Origin of the sequence: Klebsiella ornithinolytica (assembly GCF_030505655.1) — a bacterium.
GTDB classification, from domain to species: domain Bacteria; phylum Pseudomonadota; class Gammaproteobacteria; order Enterobacterales; family Enterobacteriaceae; genus Klebsiella; species Klebsiella ornithinolytica.
Map to the genome: position 1 here is coordinate 4,487,802 of NZ_CP130153.1, position 16,526 is coordinate 4,504,327.

General features: G+C 53.5%; 12 protein-coding genes, 4 tRNA genes and 3 rRNA genes. 6 read left to right on the top strand and 13 right to left on the bottom strand.

Annotated features, from left to right (window positions below; translation table 11 throughout):
• Positions 1–4: 4 nt before the first annotated feature.
• On the top strand, positions 5–1,027 hold the full coding sequence (locus tag Q1L34_RS21360) for a DUF2955 domain-containing protein (RefSeq protein WP_048024246.1): 1,023 nt from the start codon (positions 5–7) through the stop codon (positions 1,025–1,027).
• 1 nt (position 1,028) lies between these two features.
• Positions 1,029–1,454 (top strand): ion channel, encoded by a 426-nt coding sequence (locus tag Q1L34_RS21365; protein WP_004858204.1) that lies wholly within the window; start codon positions 1,029–1,031, stop codon positions 1,452–1,454.
• Between the two features lie 75 nt (positions 1,455–1,529).
• On the opposite strand, the gene Q1L34_RS21370 is transcribed toward Q1L34_RS21365, so the two are convergent.
• Both Q1L34_RS21370 and dnaQ read right to left on the bottom strand, forming a co-directional pair.
• Positions 1,530–1,606, bottom strand: a tRNA-Asp gene (locus Q1L34_RS21370).
• A gap of 132 nt (positions 1,607–1,738) precedes the next feature.
• Positions 1,739–2,470 (bottom strand): DNA polymerase III subunit epsilon, encoded by a 732-nt coding sequence (gene dnaQ / locus Q1L34_RS21375; RefSeq protein WP_015585096.1) that lies wholly within the window; start codon positions 2,468–2,470, stop codon positions 1,739–1,741.
• A gap of 64 nt (positions 2,471–2,534) precedes the next feature.
• On the opposite strand from dnaQ, the gene rnhA reads away from it, so the two are divergent.
• Positions 2,535–3,002, top strand: coding sequence for a ribonuclease HI (gene rnhA, locus Q1L34_RS21380; RefSeq protein WP_004858198.1), 468 nt, complete (start codon positions 2,535–2,537; stop codon positions 3,000–3,002).
• On the opposite strand, the gene Q1L34_RS21385 is transcribed toward rnhA, so the two are convergent.
• Positions 2,999–3,721 carry a class I SAM-dependent methyltransferase gene (locus Q1L34_RS21385; protein WP_004858196.1) on the bottom strand — a complete coding sequence of 241 codons (723 nt, stop codon included), beginning with the start codon at positions 3,719–3,721 and terminating at the stop codon, positions 2,999–3,001. The two genes, rnhA and Q1L34_RS21385, sit on opposite strands and share 4 nt — an antisense overlap.
• Before the next feature lie 33 nt (positions 3,722–3,754).
• Here Q1L34_RS21385 and gloB point away from each other — a divergent pair, with 33 nt between their 5' ends.
• Positions 3,755–4,510 carry a hydroxyacylglutathione hydrolase gene (gene gloB / locus Q1L34_RS21390; protein WP_004858194.1) on the top strand — a complete coding sequence of 252 codons (756 nt, stop codon included), beginning with the start codon at positions 3,755–3,757 and terminating at the stop codon, positions 4,508–4,510.
• 71 nt (positions 4,511–4,581) lie between these two features.
• On the top strand, positions 4,582–5,949 hold the full coding sequence (mltD, locus tag Q1L34_RS21395; RefSeq protein WP_004858192.1) for a murein transglycosylase D: 1,368 nt from the start codon (positions 4,582–4,584) through the stop codon (positions 5,947–5,949).
• 64 nt (positions 5,950–6,013) lie between these two features.
• Here mltD and Q1L34_RS21400 read toward each other — a convergent pair whose 3' ends face one another.
• From Q1L34_RS21400 to Q1L34_RS21410, 3 genes are all read right to left on the bottom strand, one after another.
• Positions 6,014–6,784, bottom strand: a complete 771-nt coding sequence (locus Q1L34_RS21400; RefSeq protein ID WP_004858189.1) for a class I SAM-dependent methyltransferase — start codon at positions 6,782–6,784, stop codon at positions 6,014–6,016.
• An 86-nt stretch (positions 6,785–6,870) separates the two neighbouring features.
• Entirely contained in the window at positions 6,871–7,668 is a 798-nt protein-coding gene (locus tag Q1L34_RS21405) for an endonuclease/exonuclease/phosphatase family protein (protein WP_015585098.1), read from the bottom strand.
• 103 nt (positions 7,669–7,771) lie between these two features.
• Positions 7,772–8,959 (bottom strand): MFS transporter, encoded by a 1,188-nt coding sequence (locus Q1L34_RS21410; RefSeq protein WP_004858184.1) that lies wholly within the window; start codon positions 8,957–8,959, stop codon positions 7,772–7,774.
• A gap of 104 nt (positions 8,960–9,063) precedes the next feature.
• Between Q1L34_RS21410 and yafC the strand changes: the two genes are divergently transcribed.
• Positions 9,064–9,966, top strand: coding sequence for a DNA-binding transcriptional regulator YafC (yafC, locus tag Q1L34_RS21415; protein ID WP_004858181.1), 903 nt, complete (start codon positions 9,064–9,066; stop codon positions 9,964–9,966).
• Positions 9,967–10,027: 61 nt separating this feature from the next.
• Here yafC and dkgB read toward each other — a convergent pair whose 3' ends face one another.
• From dkgB to Q1L34_RS21450, 7 genes are all read right to left on the bottom strand, one after another.
• On the bottom strand, positions 10,028–10,831 hold the full coding sequence (gene dkgB, locus Q1L34_RS21420) for a 2,5-didehydrogluconate reductase DkgB (protein ID WP_004858179.1): 804 nt from the start codon (positions 10,829–10,831) through the stop codon (positions 10,028–10,030).
• Positions 10,832–10,995: 164 nt separating this feature from the next.
• Positions 10,996–11,072, bottom strand: a tRNA-Asp gene (locus Q1L34_RS21425).
• A gap of 191 nt (positions 11,073–11,263) precedes the next feature.
• Positions 11,264–11,379: ribosomal RNA gene (gene rrf, locus Q1L34_RS21430) — 5S ribosomal RNA — on the bottom strand.
• 93 nt (positions 11,380–11,472) lie between these two features.
• Positions 11,473–14,378 (bottom strand): 23S ribosomal RNA (locus Q1L34_RS21435).
• 207 nt (positions 14,379–14,585) lie between these two features.
• Positions 14,586–14,661, bottom strand: a tRNA-Ala gene (locus Q1L34_RS21440).
• Between the two features lie 111 nt (positions 14,662–14,772).
• Positions 14,773–14,849 (bottom strand) — tRNA-Ile (locus Q1L34_RS21445).
• Between the two features lie 71 nt (positions 14,850–14,920).
• Positions 14,921–16,460: ribosomal RNA gene (locus Q1L34_RS21450) — 16S ribosomal RNA — on the bottom strand.
• The 16S, 23S and 5S rRNA genes sit together here with 3 tRNA genes alongside, the layout of an rRNA operon.
• Positions 16,461–16,526 lie beyond the last annotated feature (66 nt).

The following is a 16,526-nucleotide window of genomic DNA, read 5'->3' on the forward strand; positions in this document are numbered from 1 at the left end:
CGCGATGCATAACGTGGACCGCGCCGTACTGAGAATAAGCTGTGGTAGCGGACTGGCTGCGCTGGTCTGCTACGCCAGCGCGCTGCCGATGCCGCACCTCGGATGCATCATGGCCTGGATTGTGCTGTGCCAGGGGAAACCTTTAGCGCTGAAAAAAGGTCTCGTGATGGGTTCTCTCCTGATAGTCACCATGACGGCTGGCATTCTGATGGTGCCATTACTGACCTATTACGCCCTACCAGGCGTGCTGCTCACGGCGCTGTTGCTGTATCAGCTGATGTTAACGGGTCTTTACGGGAAGACCACGCTGTCGATGCTGCTGGTGGTGGCGATAGCGGTGATTCCCATTGCGGGGCTGATTGAGCAGGCGCTGGCGATGGGACTGGCGCAAATGCTGGGGATCGGTTTTATTACCGGTACGCTGGTCAACGGGCTGGCGGTGGCGTTATTCCCGCCATCGCCGGGCCAGGCGCCCCCGCCCAGGGAGTCGCCGGCGGTCAGCTCTCCCCATCTCAGAGCGCTACGGGCGGTGATCATTGTGCTCCCCGTCTGGCTTCTGGCGCTGAGCCACCCGACGTTCTATATCCCGGCGGTGATGAAAACCGTCACGCTGGCGCAGCAGGCGACGACGCTCACCACGAAAACGTCGGGGAAAGAACTGGTGCTATCGACGCTACTGGGCGCGCTGTTGGCGCTGGGGCTGTGGTTCGGTCTTAGCCTCTGGCCGTCGCTGCTAATGCTGGTTCTCTGGCTGAGTCTGGCCAGTCTGTGGGTGGCCCGGCGACTGGTTCGCCTGGTGGCGGGACGGTTTCCGCCCTCTTTCTGGAGCAATGTCTGGATAACCGCCCTCATTCTGTTCGGGCCGGCGATTCAGGACAGCGATTCCGCAAAAGATGTCTGGACAGCCGCCGCGATGCGCTGCACGTTATATCTCATCATCGCGCTCTATGGCTGGGCCTGCATCGCCCTTCTCGAGCGCTGGCGCCCCCTTGACTCATCCTCAACAGAACTTCACTCAGGAGATTAACATGTTGCTTCCGCTGATTACGGGCATGCCCGTTATCCTGTGTAATATGCTGCTGCAATCTCTGGTGTCCATCTGGTGCATTCGCTTTTATCTCAAGCGTTTCCACAGCAAAGAGGGGCTACTTGCCGGCGTACTGGCGCTGTTTGGCACCATCATCATCATTTTAATGGGTAATTTGCTGCAGATTTTGCTCTGGGGAGTGCTGTTTGTCTGGCTGGGCGAGTTTCCGACGCTGCTGGATGCGGTGTATCACTCCGGGGTTAACTTCGCGACATTGGGGTATGGCGATGTTGTGATGAGCGCCAGATGGAAGCTGCTCGGCCCGCTGGAGGCGGTCAACGGGGCGCTGATGATCGGTCTGTCCGGTGCCTGCATGCTGGCCGTTATGCAACATCATATTCGCAAACAATTGAAATATATGAAATGAACTCGGTGAGTTTGTTTTTACGAGCGCCGAAACGACGAAAGCCTGAATCATTGCTGATTCAGGCTTTCTGAATAGTGGCGGAACGGACGGGACTCGAACCCGCGACCCCCTGCGTGACAGGCAGGTATTCTAACCGACTGAACTACCGCTCCACTTACTGTTCCCTTGGGAACGAGGCGAATATTACGGATTCCCCGTAACGCCGTCAACGCTTTTTCTTCAGTTTTGAATCGTTTGCTGTAAAAATCACCCGTCAGATGATTTTTACAGCATATCTCAGTGGCTCAGGCGCGCCACAGGCAGCTTCCGCCTTTCTTTTGCACCAGATCGAGTCGGGATTCATGGCTCACGATCTCGTCATCAGTCGCATAAACCACGCGTAACTTGCTGGCGGCGCGAACAACCCGCTGTATTCCCATTTCTCCGGCCTGCTGCTGCCCCTCACCTTCCATTGAAAATGCCATCGTCGTCTGACCACCGGTCATCATCAGATAGACATCGGCCAGAATCTGGGCATCGAGTAATGCCCCGTGCAGCGTACGCTTACTGTTGTCTATTTCATAACGTGAGCACAGCGCATCCAGGCTATTACGCTTACCGGGGAACATTTTCCGCGCCAGCGCGAGGCTATCGGTGACTTTGCAGAAAGTATTCGTTTTCGCAATGCCGCGATTCAGCTTGCTGAATTCATAATCCATAAAGCCGATATCAAACGAGGCATTATGGATGACCAGCTCCGCGCCGCGGATATAGTCTATAAACTCGTCGGCCACATCCGCAAACACCGGTTTATCCATCAGGAATTCATCGGCGATCCCGTGAACGCCAAACGCTTCCGGGTCCACCAGCCGGTCCGGTTTCAGATAAACATGGAAGTTGTTCCCGGTGAGGCGGCGGTTGATCACCTCTACCGCACCGATCTCAATGATCTTATGTCCTTCGTAGTGCGCACCGATCTGATTCATACCGGTGGTTTCAGTATCGAGAACAATCTGTCGTGTAATTGCAGTGCTCATATCAGTCATTTATGTCAGACTTGCCGTTTATCTATCGATTTCAATTACAGGAAGTCTACCAGAGATGCTTAAACAGGTAGAAATTTTCACCGATGGTTCATGCCTGGGAAATCCTGGGCCCGGTGGTTATGGGGCAATTTTACGCTATCGCGGAAAAGAAAAAATCTTTAGTCAGGGCTATCACCTCACCACCAACAACCGGATGGAGATGATGGCGGCAATCGTCGCTCTCGAAGCGCTGAAAGAGCAGTGCGAAGTGATCCTCAGCACCGACAGCCAGTACGTGCGTCAGGGGATCACCCAGTGGATCCATAACTGGAAAAAACGCGGCTGGAAAACCGCTGACAAAAAACCGGTTAAAAATGTCGATCTCTGGCAGCGCCTGGATGCCGCGCTCGGTCAGCATCAAATCAAATGGGAATGGGTCAAAGGCCACGCCGGTCACCCGGAAAATGAACGCTGTGATGAGCTGGCACGCGCTGCCGCCTCCAGCCCGACGCAGAGCGACACCGGCTACCAGCCAGAAAGCTAACTCTGCCCGTTGCGCCACTGCCGCGTGGCGCCAACCGTCTGACGCAGCTGCGTTTTTGCTTTTCCTGATTTCATCGGGTTTAGCGTCAGCGGAACCGTCCGTTTTCGGGCAACAATCAGCTGCAGGCAGCCCAGAGCCGGCAGGTGCGCGCTGAGGAGTTTGCCGCCATGCCTGGACCAGGGCAGTACCTGATAGCGGCCATAATGCAGCACCTCAAAATTCAATAACGCCAGCCAGTCCAGCTGGCGCGTCAACGTAAACATCCGGCTGTTGTAGGGGGTCGTCTTACGTAATACCGGCACCAGCTTACGCAGCCCCATCAGACTGACGGGGTTAAAGCCGGTCAAAATCATCCAGCCGTCATCAATCAATACCCGGTCGGCCTCACGCAGCAAACGATGCGGATCGCTGCACCACGGCAAAGTATGCGCCAGCAGGCAGGCATCAACCGATTTTTCCGCAAAAGGAAGATGCAGCGGATCGGCTTTCACCTGAATCGGGTTGCCCTGCAAAGATACATTCACCTGATGAGAGATAGCACAGGCTTCCGTATTGATTTCCGCGCTCAGATTGCCAATCTTAAGCAAATGAAAGCCATATAATTTAGCCAGCCACGGTTTCATCTGCCGTTCCAGCGATTCGCGATAGTATTCGCCCCAGGGCATACTGGACCAGTGCTCGGGCGCTGTGATTGTCTGAGGTATCCTTGCCGGCTTCATCGCAACCTTCCGCTACGCTTTGAGAGGTAATTAATGAATCTTATCAGCATTCCCGCATTTCAGGACAACTACATCTGGGTTCTTAGTGAGGAGAACGGCCGCTGTCTTATCGTCGATCCCGGCGAAGCGGCGCCGGTACTGGCCGCCATCGAGACCAATCACTGGCAACCCGAAGCCATTTTGCTGACCCACCACCACCACGATCATGTTGGCGGCGTAAAACAACTGCGTGAAAAGTTCCCGGATCTTGTGGTTTACGGACCGGCAGAAACCCAGGATAAAGGCACCACTCACCTGGTGGCCGATGGCGATCGGGTGATGATTTTGGGTCACGAATTTTCTATTTTTTCCACGCCCGGTCACACTTTAGGACACATCTGTTTCTACAGCGAACCTTATCTTTTCTGTGGCGATACAATGTTTTCCGGCGGCTGCGGAAGACTTTTCGAAGGAACGGCGGATCAGATGTATCAATCATTTAGGAAAATAAACGCGCTTCCTGAGGATACTCTGATTTGTTGTGCACATGAGTATACTTTAGCAAATATGAAGTTTGCATTGAGTATCCTGCCTCATGACAGGGATATAAATGATTACTACCATAAAGTTAATGAGTTACGTGCAAAAAAACAAAAAACACTCCCCGTAACTCTGAAAAATGAGCGACGTATAAATATTTTTTTACGCACGGATGACAATGATTTAATTAAAGAAATATCCAAAGAAACAAATTTGCAACACTCTGCGCAGAGATTTGCCTGGTTAAGGTCAAAGAAAGATGACTTCTGATATTTAATTCTTGTCATTCGCCGCCTTCACCGTTATTCTTGCTCGTCTTTTAAGCAACTATTGACACACACATGAAGGCACGAGCGATTTTACTCGCCTCTGTCCTGCTGGTGGGGTGCCAGTCGTCGAAAAACGATGGCAACGTCCAACAGCACGCACAGAGCCTTTCTGCAGCTGGTCAAGGGGAAGCAGGTAAGTTCACAAGTCAAGCGCGCTGGTTAGATGATGGAACCTTCTACGCGCAAGACCAGGATCTGTGGACTTCCATAGGCGACGAGCTAAAGATGGGAATACCGGAAAATCCCCGGATTCGCGAACAAAAACAGAAGTATTTAAGTAATAAGAGCTATCTCCACGATGTAACTTTACGGGCAGAGCCGTATATGTACTGGATAGCCGGGCAAGTTAAGAAACGTAACATGCCAATGGAACTGGTATTACTACCCATAGTGGAGAGCGCTTTTGACCCGCACGCAACGTCTGGCGCCAATGCCGCAGGCATCTGGCAGATCATTCCGAGCACCGGGCGCAATTATGGTTTGAAACAGACCCGCAGCTACGATGCGCGTCGTGACGTCGTCGCCTCTACAACGGCGGCGCTGGATATGATGCAGCGTCTGAACAAGATGTTCGACGGCGACTGGTTGTTAACTGTCGCAGCGTACAACAGCGGCGAAGGTCGGGTGCTGAAGGCAATGAAAGCGAACCGTTCGCGTGGTAAACCCACCGATTTCTGGTCACTTCCATTACCGCGGGAAACCAAGGTGTATGTGCCTAAAATGCTGGCGTTGAGTGATATTCTCAAAAACAGCAAACGTTATGGCGTGAAGCTGCCGACGGCAGACGAAAGCCGTGCGCTGGCGCGTGTTCGCCTCGACAGTCCGGTTGAGATTAGCCAGCTCGCAGATATGGCAGGTATACCCGTCGGCAAGCTGAAAACCTTCAACGCCGGCGTCAAGGGATCAACCCTCGGTGCCAGCGGGCCAAAGTACGTTATGGTGCCACAAAAGCACGCCGCTCAGCTGCGTGAATCACTGGCCTCTGGCGACATTGCCGCCGTGCAACCTACGCTGCTGGCGGACAACACGCCGTTGACCAGCCGTAGCTACAAGGTGCGTTCGGGTGATACGGTTTCCGGGATTGCTTCGCGTCTTGGCGTATCGACGAAAGATCTGCAGCAGTGGAATAACCTGCGCGGGTCTGGGTTGAAAGTGGGCCAAAACCTGGTGATTGGCGCCGGTAGCAGCGCGCAGCGTCTTGCCAACAACAGCGATAGCATCACCTATCGCGTGCGTAAAGGCGATTCGTTGTCGAGCATCGCGAAACGTCACGGCGTGAATACACGTGATGTGATGCGCTGGAATAGCGGCACGGGTGATCTGAAGCCTGGCGACCAGCTGACGCTGTACGTGAAGAACAGCGACAGGCCAGACTCCTGATATATCGACTTAATAGAAAAGGCACCGGAATCCGGTGCCTTTTTGTTTTAACGCGTTTTTTGTTTTAAAGCGCTTTATGCGCTTCAAACATAATCGTATCGCTGGTAAATGAGCCGTCCTGCTGCAAAGCGAAATAGGCTTTGACCTCTGCGGATGCGCTCTCCTGATATAAACGGATGGCCTCCACCAGCGGCGCTGGCGTGCGCATGCGGGCGACCCAGGAGGCAAATTCCAGCGGCAAGCGATCGGTCAACAGCTGATTGACGGCCAGCCCGGCCTCATTCGCTAACGCCAGCCATTCTCCGCTCGAGTAGTTACGCACATGGGACGTATCACGCAGCGCTTCAACGGTTTGCAGCCAGATATCGCGTACGGGATGCCCGGGCGACATCACATCCATAATAATCATCACGCCGCCCGGCTTCAGGACGCGCTTAACCTCACGCAGCGCCTGGCCAACATCATGCCAGTGATGGGCAGAATAGCGGCTTATCACCACATCAAAGCTGGCATCGGCAAACGGCAGCGTTTCAGCATACCCCTGTTGGGTAGCAATATTGGTGAAACCTTTATCTTTTGCGGCTTCAGCAACCACCTCCAGCATCTGGCTCGATAAATCATAAGCCGTGACCTGCGCCACCTGCCCCGCTGCGGTAAAGCTGGCGTGCCCTGCCCCGCATCCCATATCCAGCAACGTTGCCTGTGGGAAATCGGCCAGCCGTTCAGCCAGGCGCTGCAGATCGCGCCCGGAAGCGTGCACGGCGCTGGTCAGGTAGGCGCTAGCCTGTGAGCCGAACTGCTTTTCGACATTGTCATGGTGAGAGCGTGTTGTCATTGTGTTGTCCTTCGGTTGTGTGAGTAATTAAGGGCAGCATCATGCTGAGCGCAGACCTGCCCGATGGCAGGCCTGACATACCTTAATTAATCAGGCTTGCCGGGACTGAATTCGACTAGTAGCGGGTTGTGGTCAGAGGCGCGCGTCACCAGCACGGAAGCATCGTGTACGCTTAACCCACGATAGAAGACAAAATCAAGCGGGCGACCAAACGCGCGGCGGCGCTGATCGTCAGGGAAACGGACTTCACGCAGCGACATTTCTCGCGCAAAGTGATAGAGCGCATTCATTCGTGAGCGGCTCCAGGCATTGAAGTCACCGGCCATAATCACCGGTCCACTGTGATGGGCAATTTGATCGCCAATCGGCAGCAGCTGCTTGCTGTAGACATCGACGCCGAGGCTGAAATTTACTGCGTGAATATTCACAACCATCAGTAAACGCGTATCCGGCAGCGGATACACGGTCACTAACGCAGACTTTGCCAGCCGCAGAATCGGCTCACGCTCGCGCAGCGGGCAGCAGTACACCGGATGCGCCGAAGCCAGCGTCATGACACCAGAGGGGTGCTGCGGCAACACCAGAGCCGGAACCTGATCGGCGGCCAGGTAGTTCGTCGTCGCAAATCGCACCATTTCAGGGGTCGTTTGTGCTTCCTGTAACAGCACAAGATGGGCATCTTTACCGAAGTTCTTGAGAACGGACTTCCACTCAGCGCGCTGCTGCTTAAAGATATTCCACACCAGGACGCGGATCTTTTCATCTGTGCTTAATGGCACGCCGGCAGGAAATGCCTGGCCCACGCTTGCGAATGACCCCGGAGGCAAAATTCTCTCCGCGGGCTGTCCGGCAACGTAGCGCATAGCATAAGTGTTCTTTCGCAATTTGGGCATCAAACCTCGATAACAGGAAACCAGCCTGACTGCGGCTGGTTCTTCTGTTATAGGGACTTTCACGGGTACTTTCAATGCAATTCGCGAGAAACCTTTATCCTTCGACGTTCACCGTCTTTGCCGGTCGGTACTTATCCAGACGCCCACTGCGCACTACCAGCAGCAGCGCAGCGAAGACAATGATGGCCCCTATCCACGGCGTCTCGGCCAGACCATAGCGCTCCACCGTTTGCCCACCGATAACGGAACCTAACGCTATGCCAACGTTGAATGCGGCGATATTCAGGCCGGAGGCCACGTCAACCGCACCCGGCGTATACTGCTCGGCTTTTTGCACTACGTAAACCTGCAGCCCCGGCACGTTACCGAAGGCAAAAATCCCCATCACCAGCACCGTTGCCAGCGCAGCATACTGGATACTGGCGGTAAACTGGAACACCAGCAGCAGGACGACCAGGGCGGCAAAGATAAATTTCAGTGCCGCAACGGCCCCATGCTTGTCGGCCAGTTTTCCGCCCCAGACGTTGCCAATGGCCACCGAGATACCATAGCCCAACAGAATCCAGCTCACCGTTGATGGACTAAATCCGGCCAGCTCCTGCATCATGGGGGCCAGGAAAGTAAACGCGGTGAAGACCCCGCCATATCCCAATGCGGTGATGGCATAAATCATCAACAGGCGCGGATGGGTGAGGACTTTTATCTGATCGCGCAGGCTTGCGCTGGCGCGGCCTGGGATGTTGTTCGGTACCAAAATCAGACTGCTCACCAGTGCAATGACGCCGAGAATGGAGACGGCGAGAAAGGTTTCTCGCCAGCCAAAATGCTGACCGATAAAGGTCCCGATCGGCACACCGGTCACCAGGGCGACCGTTAAGCCACCAAACATAATGGCGATGGCCGAAGCGGCTTTCTCTTTCGGTACCAGGCTCGTCGCGATAGTTGAGCCAATTGAGAAAAACACACCGTGTGCCAGGCCCGTCAGCAGACGTGCAAAGACCAGCGTCGCATAGCCAGGAGCCTGCCAGGCCAGCAGGTTACCGGCGGTAAAGAGCACCATCAGCGCCAGAAGCAGCTGTTTACGCGGCATACGTCCGGTTAATGCGGTCAGCACCGGCGCCCCGATGGCGACCCCCAGTGCGTAGATAGAAACCAACAGGCCGGCAGAAGGCAACGAGATCGCCAGTTGTTCCGCAATCGTGGGGACCAGCCCCACAATCACAAATTCCGTGGTACCAATAGCAAAGGCACCGATTGTTAAGGCAAGTAGCGCCAGTGGCATAATTTACTCCATATCATCAGGATTAAGATGACACGTAGTATGAAGCGGTGTTTAAATAACAAAAACTATCAAAGTCTCAATAGAATTTTGCTACAGGTGCAATAATGAGAGCCACTTCAGAAGAGATAGCCATCTTTATCGCCGTCGTTGAAAGCGGGAGCTTTAGCCGGGCGGCCGAACAGCTGGGGCAGGCTAACTCCGCCGTCAGTCGGGCGGTAAAGAAGCTGGAATCAAAGCTTGGCGTTAGCCTGCTGAACCGCACAACCCGTCAGCTCAACCTGACTGAAGAGGGAGAGCGCTATTTTCGTCGCATGCAGATTGTTCTGCAGGAGATGGCAGCGGCGGAGAATGAGCTTCTGGAGACCCGGACGACGCCGAGGGGATTGCTACGCGTTGATGCCGCTACGCCGGTGATGTTGCATTTCCTGATGCCGCTGGTGAAACCTTTCCGCGAGCGTTATCCGGAAATGACCCTGTCGCTGGTGTCATCAGAAACTTTTATCAATCTGATTGAGCGTAAGGTCGACGTCGCGATCCGCGCCGGCACGTTAACAGATTCCAGCCTTCGCGCCCGGCCGCTTTTTAACAGCTACCGTAAAATTATCGCCTCCCCGGACTATCTGGCTCGCCACGGTACGCCGAAAAATGTCGCTGACCTGAAAGATCACCTGTGCCTGGGCTTTACCGAACCGGTCTCGTTGAATACCTGGCCTGTCTCCTGCTGCGATGGCCAACTGCTGGAAGTGAATTGTGAGATCTCGTCGAACAGCGGGGAAACCCTTAAGCAGCTATGTCTGGCGGGGAATGGTATTGCCTGTCTGTCCGATTATATGGTCAACCAGGAAATTGTGCGCGGGGAGTTTGTTGAACTGCTGGCCGAGAAACGCCTGCCGGTTGAAATGCCGTTCAGCGCGGTTTACTACAGTGACAGAGCCGTTAGCACGCGCATCCGGGCATTTATCGACTTTCTTAGCGAGCACGTAAAACAGCTCCCGCAGGAGCTGTGATACGCGCGTTCCCGACCGCTCTTTTCGCGCACTCGGCCAGGCACTGTACTGATTCAGACGATCAATCCCACTCAGGCGCCAGGCCTTCCGGGCTCACCAGACGATCGTTGCAATCCAGCGCGGCGATCGCTTTGCGATCCTCCTCATCCAGCTGAAGATCCTGAGCTTTCAGGTTGCTCGCCAGGTTTTCACGCTTCGTTGAAGATGGGATCACCGCGTAGCCTTCTCCCAAAGCCCAGGCCAGAATCACCTGTGCCGGCGTCGCATTGTGTTTCGCCGCAATGCCCGCAATCACTTCATCTTGCAGCGCCTTACCATAAGCCAGCGTCATGTAAGAGGTGATATGGATACCGTGTTCCGCAGCCCACTCCACCACTTTACGGTTTTGCAGGTACGGAGAGAGCTCAATCTGATTGGTCGCGATATTTTCTGCACCGACGGCGGCAATCGCACGTTCCATTAGCGGGATGGTGAAGTTAGAGATACCAATCTGGCGGGTCAGCCCCTGCTTTTTCGCTTCCAGCAGCGCCGGCATAAATGCTTCGACGGCAACGGTATCGTTCGGCGACGGCCAGTGGATCAGCGTCAGATCGACATAATCTGTACGCAGCTTCTGCAGGCTCTCTTCAAGACTGGCGATAAGCTTTTCCGGGCTCAGGTTTTCAATCCATATTTTGGTGGTGATAAACAGCTCATCACGCGCCACGCCGCTTTCGGCGATAGCCTGGCCAACGGCCGCTTCATTATCATAGATCTGGGCGGTATCTATCGTACGGTAGCCCAGTTCCAGCGCCGTTTTCACTGATGCGATGACAACGTCATCTTTCAGGCGGAAGGTTCCAAGACCAAATGCAGGGATTGCCATAAAATTCCTCTTTTTTACTTAGTGTTAACTCATTGAGAATGATTATGACTGAGGCGATAGAGGGGAAAAAGATCGATAAATGCAGAGGATTTTTGCTGAAACAGCAACAATAGTACGACGGAAAAAGAAAAAGCCCTGAGCAAATGCTCAGGGCTTTTAATAAGTGGCGGAACGGACGGGACTCGAACCCGCGACCCCCTGCGTGACAGGCAGGTATTCTAACCGACTGAACTACCGCTCCACCGAATTTTTCTACAACTACTGATTTTTACATCAGTTTACTGCGTAATTTGATGCCTGGCAGTTTATGAATCACTCTGTGATTCACCCTTCGGGCCGTTGCTTCGCAACGTTCAAAAGCGTTCACTTTTGTCCTACTCTCTTTCGAGTAGTGAACTGCCTCAAAGGTCAGTGCCATACTTCTAATTTGATGCCTGGCAGTTCCCTACTCTCACATGGGGAGACCCCACACTACCATCGGCGCTACGGCGTTTCACTTCTGAGTTCGGCATGGGGTCAGGTGGGACCACCGCGCTATCGCCGCCAGGCAAATTCTGTTTTCACCCCGCATTTCTGCGTGATGATTTAATCTGTAATCAAGCTGAACATTCGTCTCTTCGCCAAAACAGCTTCGGCGTTGTAAGGTTAAGCCTCACGGTTCATTAGTATCGGTTAGCTCAACGTATCGCTACGCTTACACACCCGACCTATCAACGTCGTCGTCTTCAACGTTCCTTCAGGACCCTTAAAGAGTCAGGGAGAACTCATCTCGGGGCAAGTTTCGTGCTTAGATGCTTTCAGCACTTATCTTTTCCGCATTTAGCTACCGGGCAATGCCATTGGCATGACAACCCGAACACCAGTGATGCGTCCACTCCGGTCCTCTCGTACTAGGAGCAGCCCCCCTCAATTCTCCAGCGCCCACGGCAGATAGGGACCGAACTGTCTCACGACGTTCTAAACCCAGCTCGCGTACCACTTTAAATGGCGAACAGCCATACCCTTGGGACCTACTTCAGCCCCAGGATGTGATGAGCCGACATCGAGGTGCCAAACACCGCCGTCGATATGAACTCTTGGGCGGTATCAGCCTGTTATCCCCGGAGTACCTTTTATCCGTTGAGCGATGGCCCTTCCATTCAGAACCACCGGATCACTATGACCTGCTTTCGCACCTGCTCGCGCCGTCACGCTCGCAGTCAAGCTAGCTTATGCCATTGCACTAACCTCCTGATGTCCGACCAGGATTAGCTAACCTTCGTGCTCCTCCGTTACTCTTTGGGAGGAGACCGCCCCAGTCAAACTACCCACCAGACACTGTCCGCAACCCGGATCACGGGTCTACGTTAGAACATCAAACATTAAAGGGTGGTATTTCAAGGTTGGCTCCACGCAGACTGGCGTCCACGCTTCAAAGCCTCCCACCTATCCTACACATCAAGGCTCAATGTTCAGTGTCAAGCTATAGTAAAGGTTCACGGGGTCTTTCCGTCTTGCCGCGGGTACACTGCATCTTCACAGCGAGTTCAATTTCACTGAGTCTCGGGTGGAGACAGCCTGGCCATCATTACGCCATTCGTGCAGGTCGGAACTTACCCGACAAGGAATTTCGCTACCTTAGGACCGTTATAGTTACGGCCGCCGTTTACCGGGGCTTCGATCAAGAGCTTCTCCTTACGGATAACCCCATCAATTAACCTTCCGGCACCGGGCAGGCGTCACACCGTATACGTCCACTTTCGTGTTTGCACAGTGCTGTGTTTTTAATAAACAGTTGCAGCCAGCTGGTATCTTCGACTGATTTCAGCTCCACGAGCAAGTCGCTTCACCTACCATCAGCGTGCCTTCTCCCGAAGTTACGGCACCATTTTGCCTAGTTCCTTCACCCGAGTTCTCTCAAGCGCCTTGGTATTCTCTACCTGACCACCTGTGTCGGTTTGGGGTACGATTCGTTGTTACCTGATGCTTAGAGGCTTTTCCTGGAAGCAGGGCATTTGTTACTTCAGCACCGTAGTGCCTCGTCATCACACCTCAGCGTTAACAGAAGTCCGGATTTACCTAAACTTCCCGCCTACATGCTTAAACCGGGACAACCGTCGCCCGGCTAACATAGCCTTCTCCGTCCCCCCTTCGCAGTAACACCGAGTACAGGAATATTAACCTGTTTCCCATCGACTACGCCTTTCGGCCTCGCCTTAGGGGTCGACTCACCCTGCCCCGATTAACGTTGGACAGGAACCCTTGGTCTTCCGGCGAGCGGGCTTTTCACCCGCTTTATCGTTACTTATGTCAGCATTCGCACTTCTGATACCTCCAGCAACCCTCACAGGCCACCTTCAACGGCTTACAGAACGCTCCCCTACCCAACAACACATAGTGTCGCTGCCGCAGCTTCGGTGCATGGTTTAGCCCCGTTACATCTTCCGCGCAGGCCGACTCGACCAGTGAGCTATTACGCTTTCTTTAAATGATGGCTGCTTCTAAGCCAACATCCTGGCTGTCTGTGCCTTCCCACATCGTTTCCCACTTAACCATGACTTTGGGACCTTAGCTGGCGGTCTGGGTTGTTTCCCTCTTCACGACGGACGTTAGCACCCGCCGTGTGTCTCCCGTGATAACATTCTTCGGTATTCGTAGTTTGCATCGGGTTGGTAAGTCGGGATGACCCCCTAGCCGAAACAGTGCTCTACCCCCGAAGATGAGTTCACGAGGCGCTACCTAAATAGCTTTCGGGGAGAACCAGCTATCTCCCGGTTTGATTGGCCTTTCACCCCCAGCCACAAGTCATCCGCTAATTTTTCAACATTAGTCGGTTCGGTCCTCCAGTTAGTGTTACCCAACCTTCAACCTGCCCATGGCTAGATCACCGGGTTTCGGGTCTATACCCTGCAACTTAACGCCCAGTTAAGACTCGGTTTCCCTGCGGCTCCCCTATACGGTTAACCTTGCTACAGAATATAAGTCGCTGACCCATTATACAAAAGGTACGCAGTCACCTAACAAGTAGGCTCCCACTGCTTGTACGTACACGGTTTCAGGTTCTTTTTCACTCCCCTCGCCGGGGTTCTTTTCGCCTTTCCCTCACGGTACTGGTTCACTATCGGTCAGTCAGGAGTATTTAGCCTTGGAGGATGGTCCCCCCATATTCAGACAGGATACCACGTGTCCCGCCCTACTCTTCGAGTTCACAACGTGTGCATTTTAGTGTACGGGGCTATCACCCTGTACCGCCGGACTTTCCAGACCGTTCCACTAACACACGCGCTGATTCAGACTCTGGGCTCCTCCCCGTTCGCTCGCCGCTACTGGGGGAATCTCGGTTGATTTCTTTTCCTCGGGGTACTTAGATGTTTCAGTTCCCCCGGTTCGCTTCGTTAAGCTATGTATTCACTTAACGATAGTGTGACGAATCACACTGGGTTTCCCCATTCGGAAATCGCCGGTTATAACGGTTCATATCACCTTACCGACGCTTATCGCAGATTAGCACGTCCTTCATCGCCTCTGACTGCCAGGGCATCCACCGTGTACGCTTAGTCGCTTAACCTCACAACCCGAAACTGTTTCGTAAAACAGTCCGCGTTGCGAAAATTTGAGAGACTCGAACACACCGCTTTTTCCTCTCTTATTACGGAGAAAGGAAACAGTGTGTCGTTTCAATTTTCAGCTTGATCCAGATTTTTAAAGAGCAAAACTTCGCAGCATACCTTTTCAGGTACACTCTGAAGTTTTCTTGTTGTGCAGCAGTAAAGGATGGTGGAGCTATGCGGGATCGAACCGCAGACCTCCTGCGTGCAAGGCAGGCGCTCTCCCAGCTGAGCTATAGCCCCATCGTAATGCTAAATCTCTTGTACCGGTAATTCAGACTGAGACAAGGCGTGGAAGGACGAAGCATACTGAAGTATGCGAGTCGTTTCACAACGCAGTATTCAGGATGAATTTGGTAGGCCTGAGTGGACTTGAACCACCGACCTCACCCTTATCAGGGGTGCGCTCTAACCACCTGAGCTACAAGCCTGCAGAGATTTTTTACTGCTTATTTTTCATCAGACAATCTGTGTGGACACTACAAAGGCAGGTTCTTTCAGGTAAGGAGGTGATCCAACCGCAGGTTCCCCTACGGTTACCTTGTTACGACTTCACCCCAGTCATGAATCACAAAGTGGTAAGCGCCCTCCCGAAGGTTAAGCTACCTACTTCTTTTGCAACCCACTCCCATGGTGTGACGGGCGGTGTGTACAAGGCCCGGGAACGTATTCACCGTAGCATTCTGATCTACGATTACTAGCGATTCCGACTTCATGGAGTCGAGTTGCAGACTCCAATCCGGACTACGACATACTTTATGAGGTCCGCTTGCTCTCGCGAGGTCGCTTCTCTTTGTATATGCCATTGTAGCACGTGTGTAGCCCTACTCGTAAGGGCCATGATGACTTGACGTCATCCCCACCTTCCTCCAGTTTATCACTGGCAGTCTCCTTTGAGTTCCCGGCCGAACCGCTGGCAACAAAGGATAAGGGTTGCGCTCGTTGCGGGACTTAACCCAACATTTCACAACACGAGCTGACGACAGCCATGCAGCACCTGTCTCAGAGTTCCCGAAGGCACCAAAGCATCTCTGCTAAGTTCTCTGGATGTCAAGAGTAGGTAAGGTTCTTCGCGTTGCATCGAATTAAACCACATGCTCCACCGCTTGTGCGGGCCCCCGTCAATTCATTTGAGTTTTAACCTTGCGGCCGTACTCCCCAGGCGGTCGACTTAACGCGTTAGCTCCGGAAGCCACTCCTCAAGGGAACAACCTCCAAGTCGACATCGTTTACAGCGTGGACTACCAGGGTATCTAATCCTGTTTGCTCCCCACGCTTTCGCACCTGAGCGTCAGTCTTTGTCCAGGGGGCCGCCTTCGCCACCGGTATTCCTCCAGATCTCTACGCATTTCACCGCTACACCTGGAATTCTACCCCCCTCTACAAGACTCAAGCCTGCCAGTTTCAAATGCAGTTCCCAGGTTGAGCCCGGGGATTTCACATCTGACTTAACAGACCGCCTGCGTGCGCTTTACGCCCAGTAATTCCGATTAACGCTTGCACCCTCCGTATTACCGCGGCTGCTGGCACGGAGTTAGCCGGTGCTTCTTCTGCGAGTAACGTCAATCGCCAAGGTTATTAACCTTAACGCCTTCCTCCTCGCTGAAAGTACTTTACAACCCGAAGGCCTTCTTCATACACGCGGCATGGCTGCATCAGGCTTGCGCCCATTGTGCAATATTCCCCACTGCTGCCTCCCGTAGGAGTCTGGACCGTGTCTCAGTTCCAGTGTGGCTGGTCATCCTCTCAGACCAGCTAGGGATCGTCGCCTAGGTGAGCCATTACCCCACCTACTAGCTAATCCCATCTGGGCACATCTGATGGCATGAGGCCCGAAGGTCCCCCACTTTGGTCTTGCGACGTTATGCGGTATTAGCTACCGTTTCCAGTAGTTATCCCCCTCCATCAGGCAGTTTCCCAGACATTACTCACCCGTCCGCCGCTCGTCACCCGAGAGCAAGCTCTCTGTGCTACCGCTCGACTTGCATGTGTTAGGCCTGCCGCCAGCGTTCAATCTGAGCCATGATCAAACTCTTCAATTTAAGTTTGATGCTCGTGAATTAAACTTCGTAATGAATTACGTGTTCACTCAGAGACTTGGTATTCAT

Coding starts and splice junctions, on each gene's coding strand:
- Q1L34_RS21410 (WP_004858184.1), bottom strand. CDS start 8,959: ATGCCACTGGCGCTACTTGCCTTAACAATCGGTGCCTTTGCTATTGGT.
- Q1L34_RS21360 (WP_048024246.1), top strand. CDS start 5: ATGCATAACGTGGACCGCGCCGTACTGAGAATAAGCTGTGGTAGCGGA.
- Q1L34_RS21400 (WP_004858189.1), bottom strand. CDS start 6,784: ATGACAACACGCTCTCACCATGACAATGTCGAAAAGCAGTTCGGCTCA.
- rnhA (WP_004858198.1), top strand. CDS start 2,535: ATGCTTAAACAGGTAGAAATTTTCACCGATGGTTCATGCCTGGGAAAT.
- mltD (WP_004858192.1), top strand. CDS start 4,582: ATGAAGGCACGAGCGATTTTACTCGCCTCTGTCCTGCTGGTGGGGTGC.
- Q1L34_RS21385 (WP_004858196.1), bottom strand. CDS start 3,721: ATGAAGCCGGCAAGGATACCTCAGACAATCACAGCGCCCGAGCACTGG.
- dkgB (WP_004858179.1), bottom strand. CDS start 10,831: ATGGCAATCCCTGCATTTGGTCTTGGAACCTTCCGCCTGAAAGATGAC.
- gloB (WP_004858194.1), top strand. CDS start 3,755: ATGAATCTTATCAGCATTCCCGCATTTCAGGACAACTACATCTGGGTT.
- dnaQ (WP_015585096.1), bottom strand. CDS start 2,470: ATGAGCACTGCAATTACACGACAGATTGTTCTCGATACTGAAACCACC.
- Q1L34_RS21365 (WP_004858204.1), top strand. CDS start 1,029: ATGTTGCTTCCGCTGATTACGGGCATGCCCGTTATCCTGTGTAATATG.
- yafC (WP_004858181.1), top strand. CDS start 9,064: ATGAGAGCCACTTCAGAAGAGATAGCCATCTTTATCGCCGTCGTTGAA.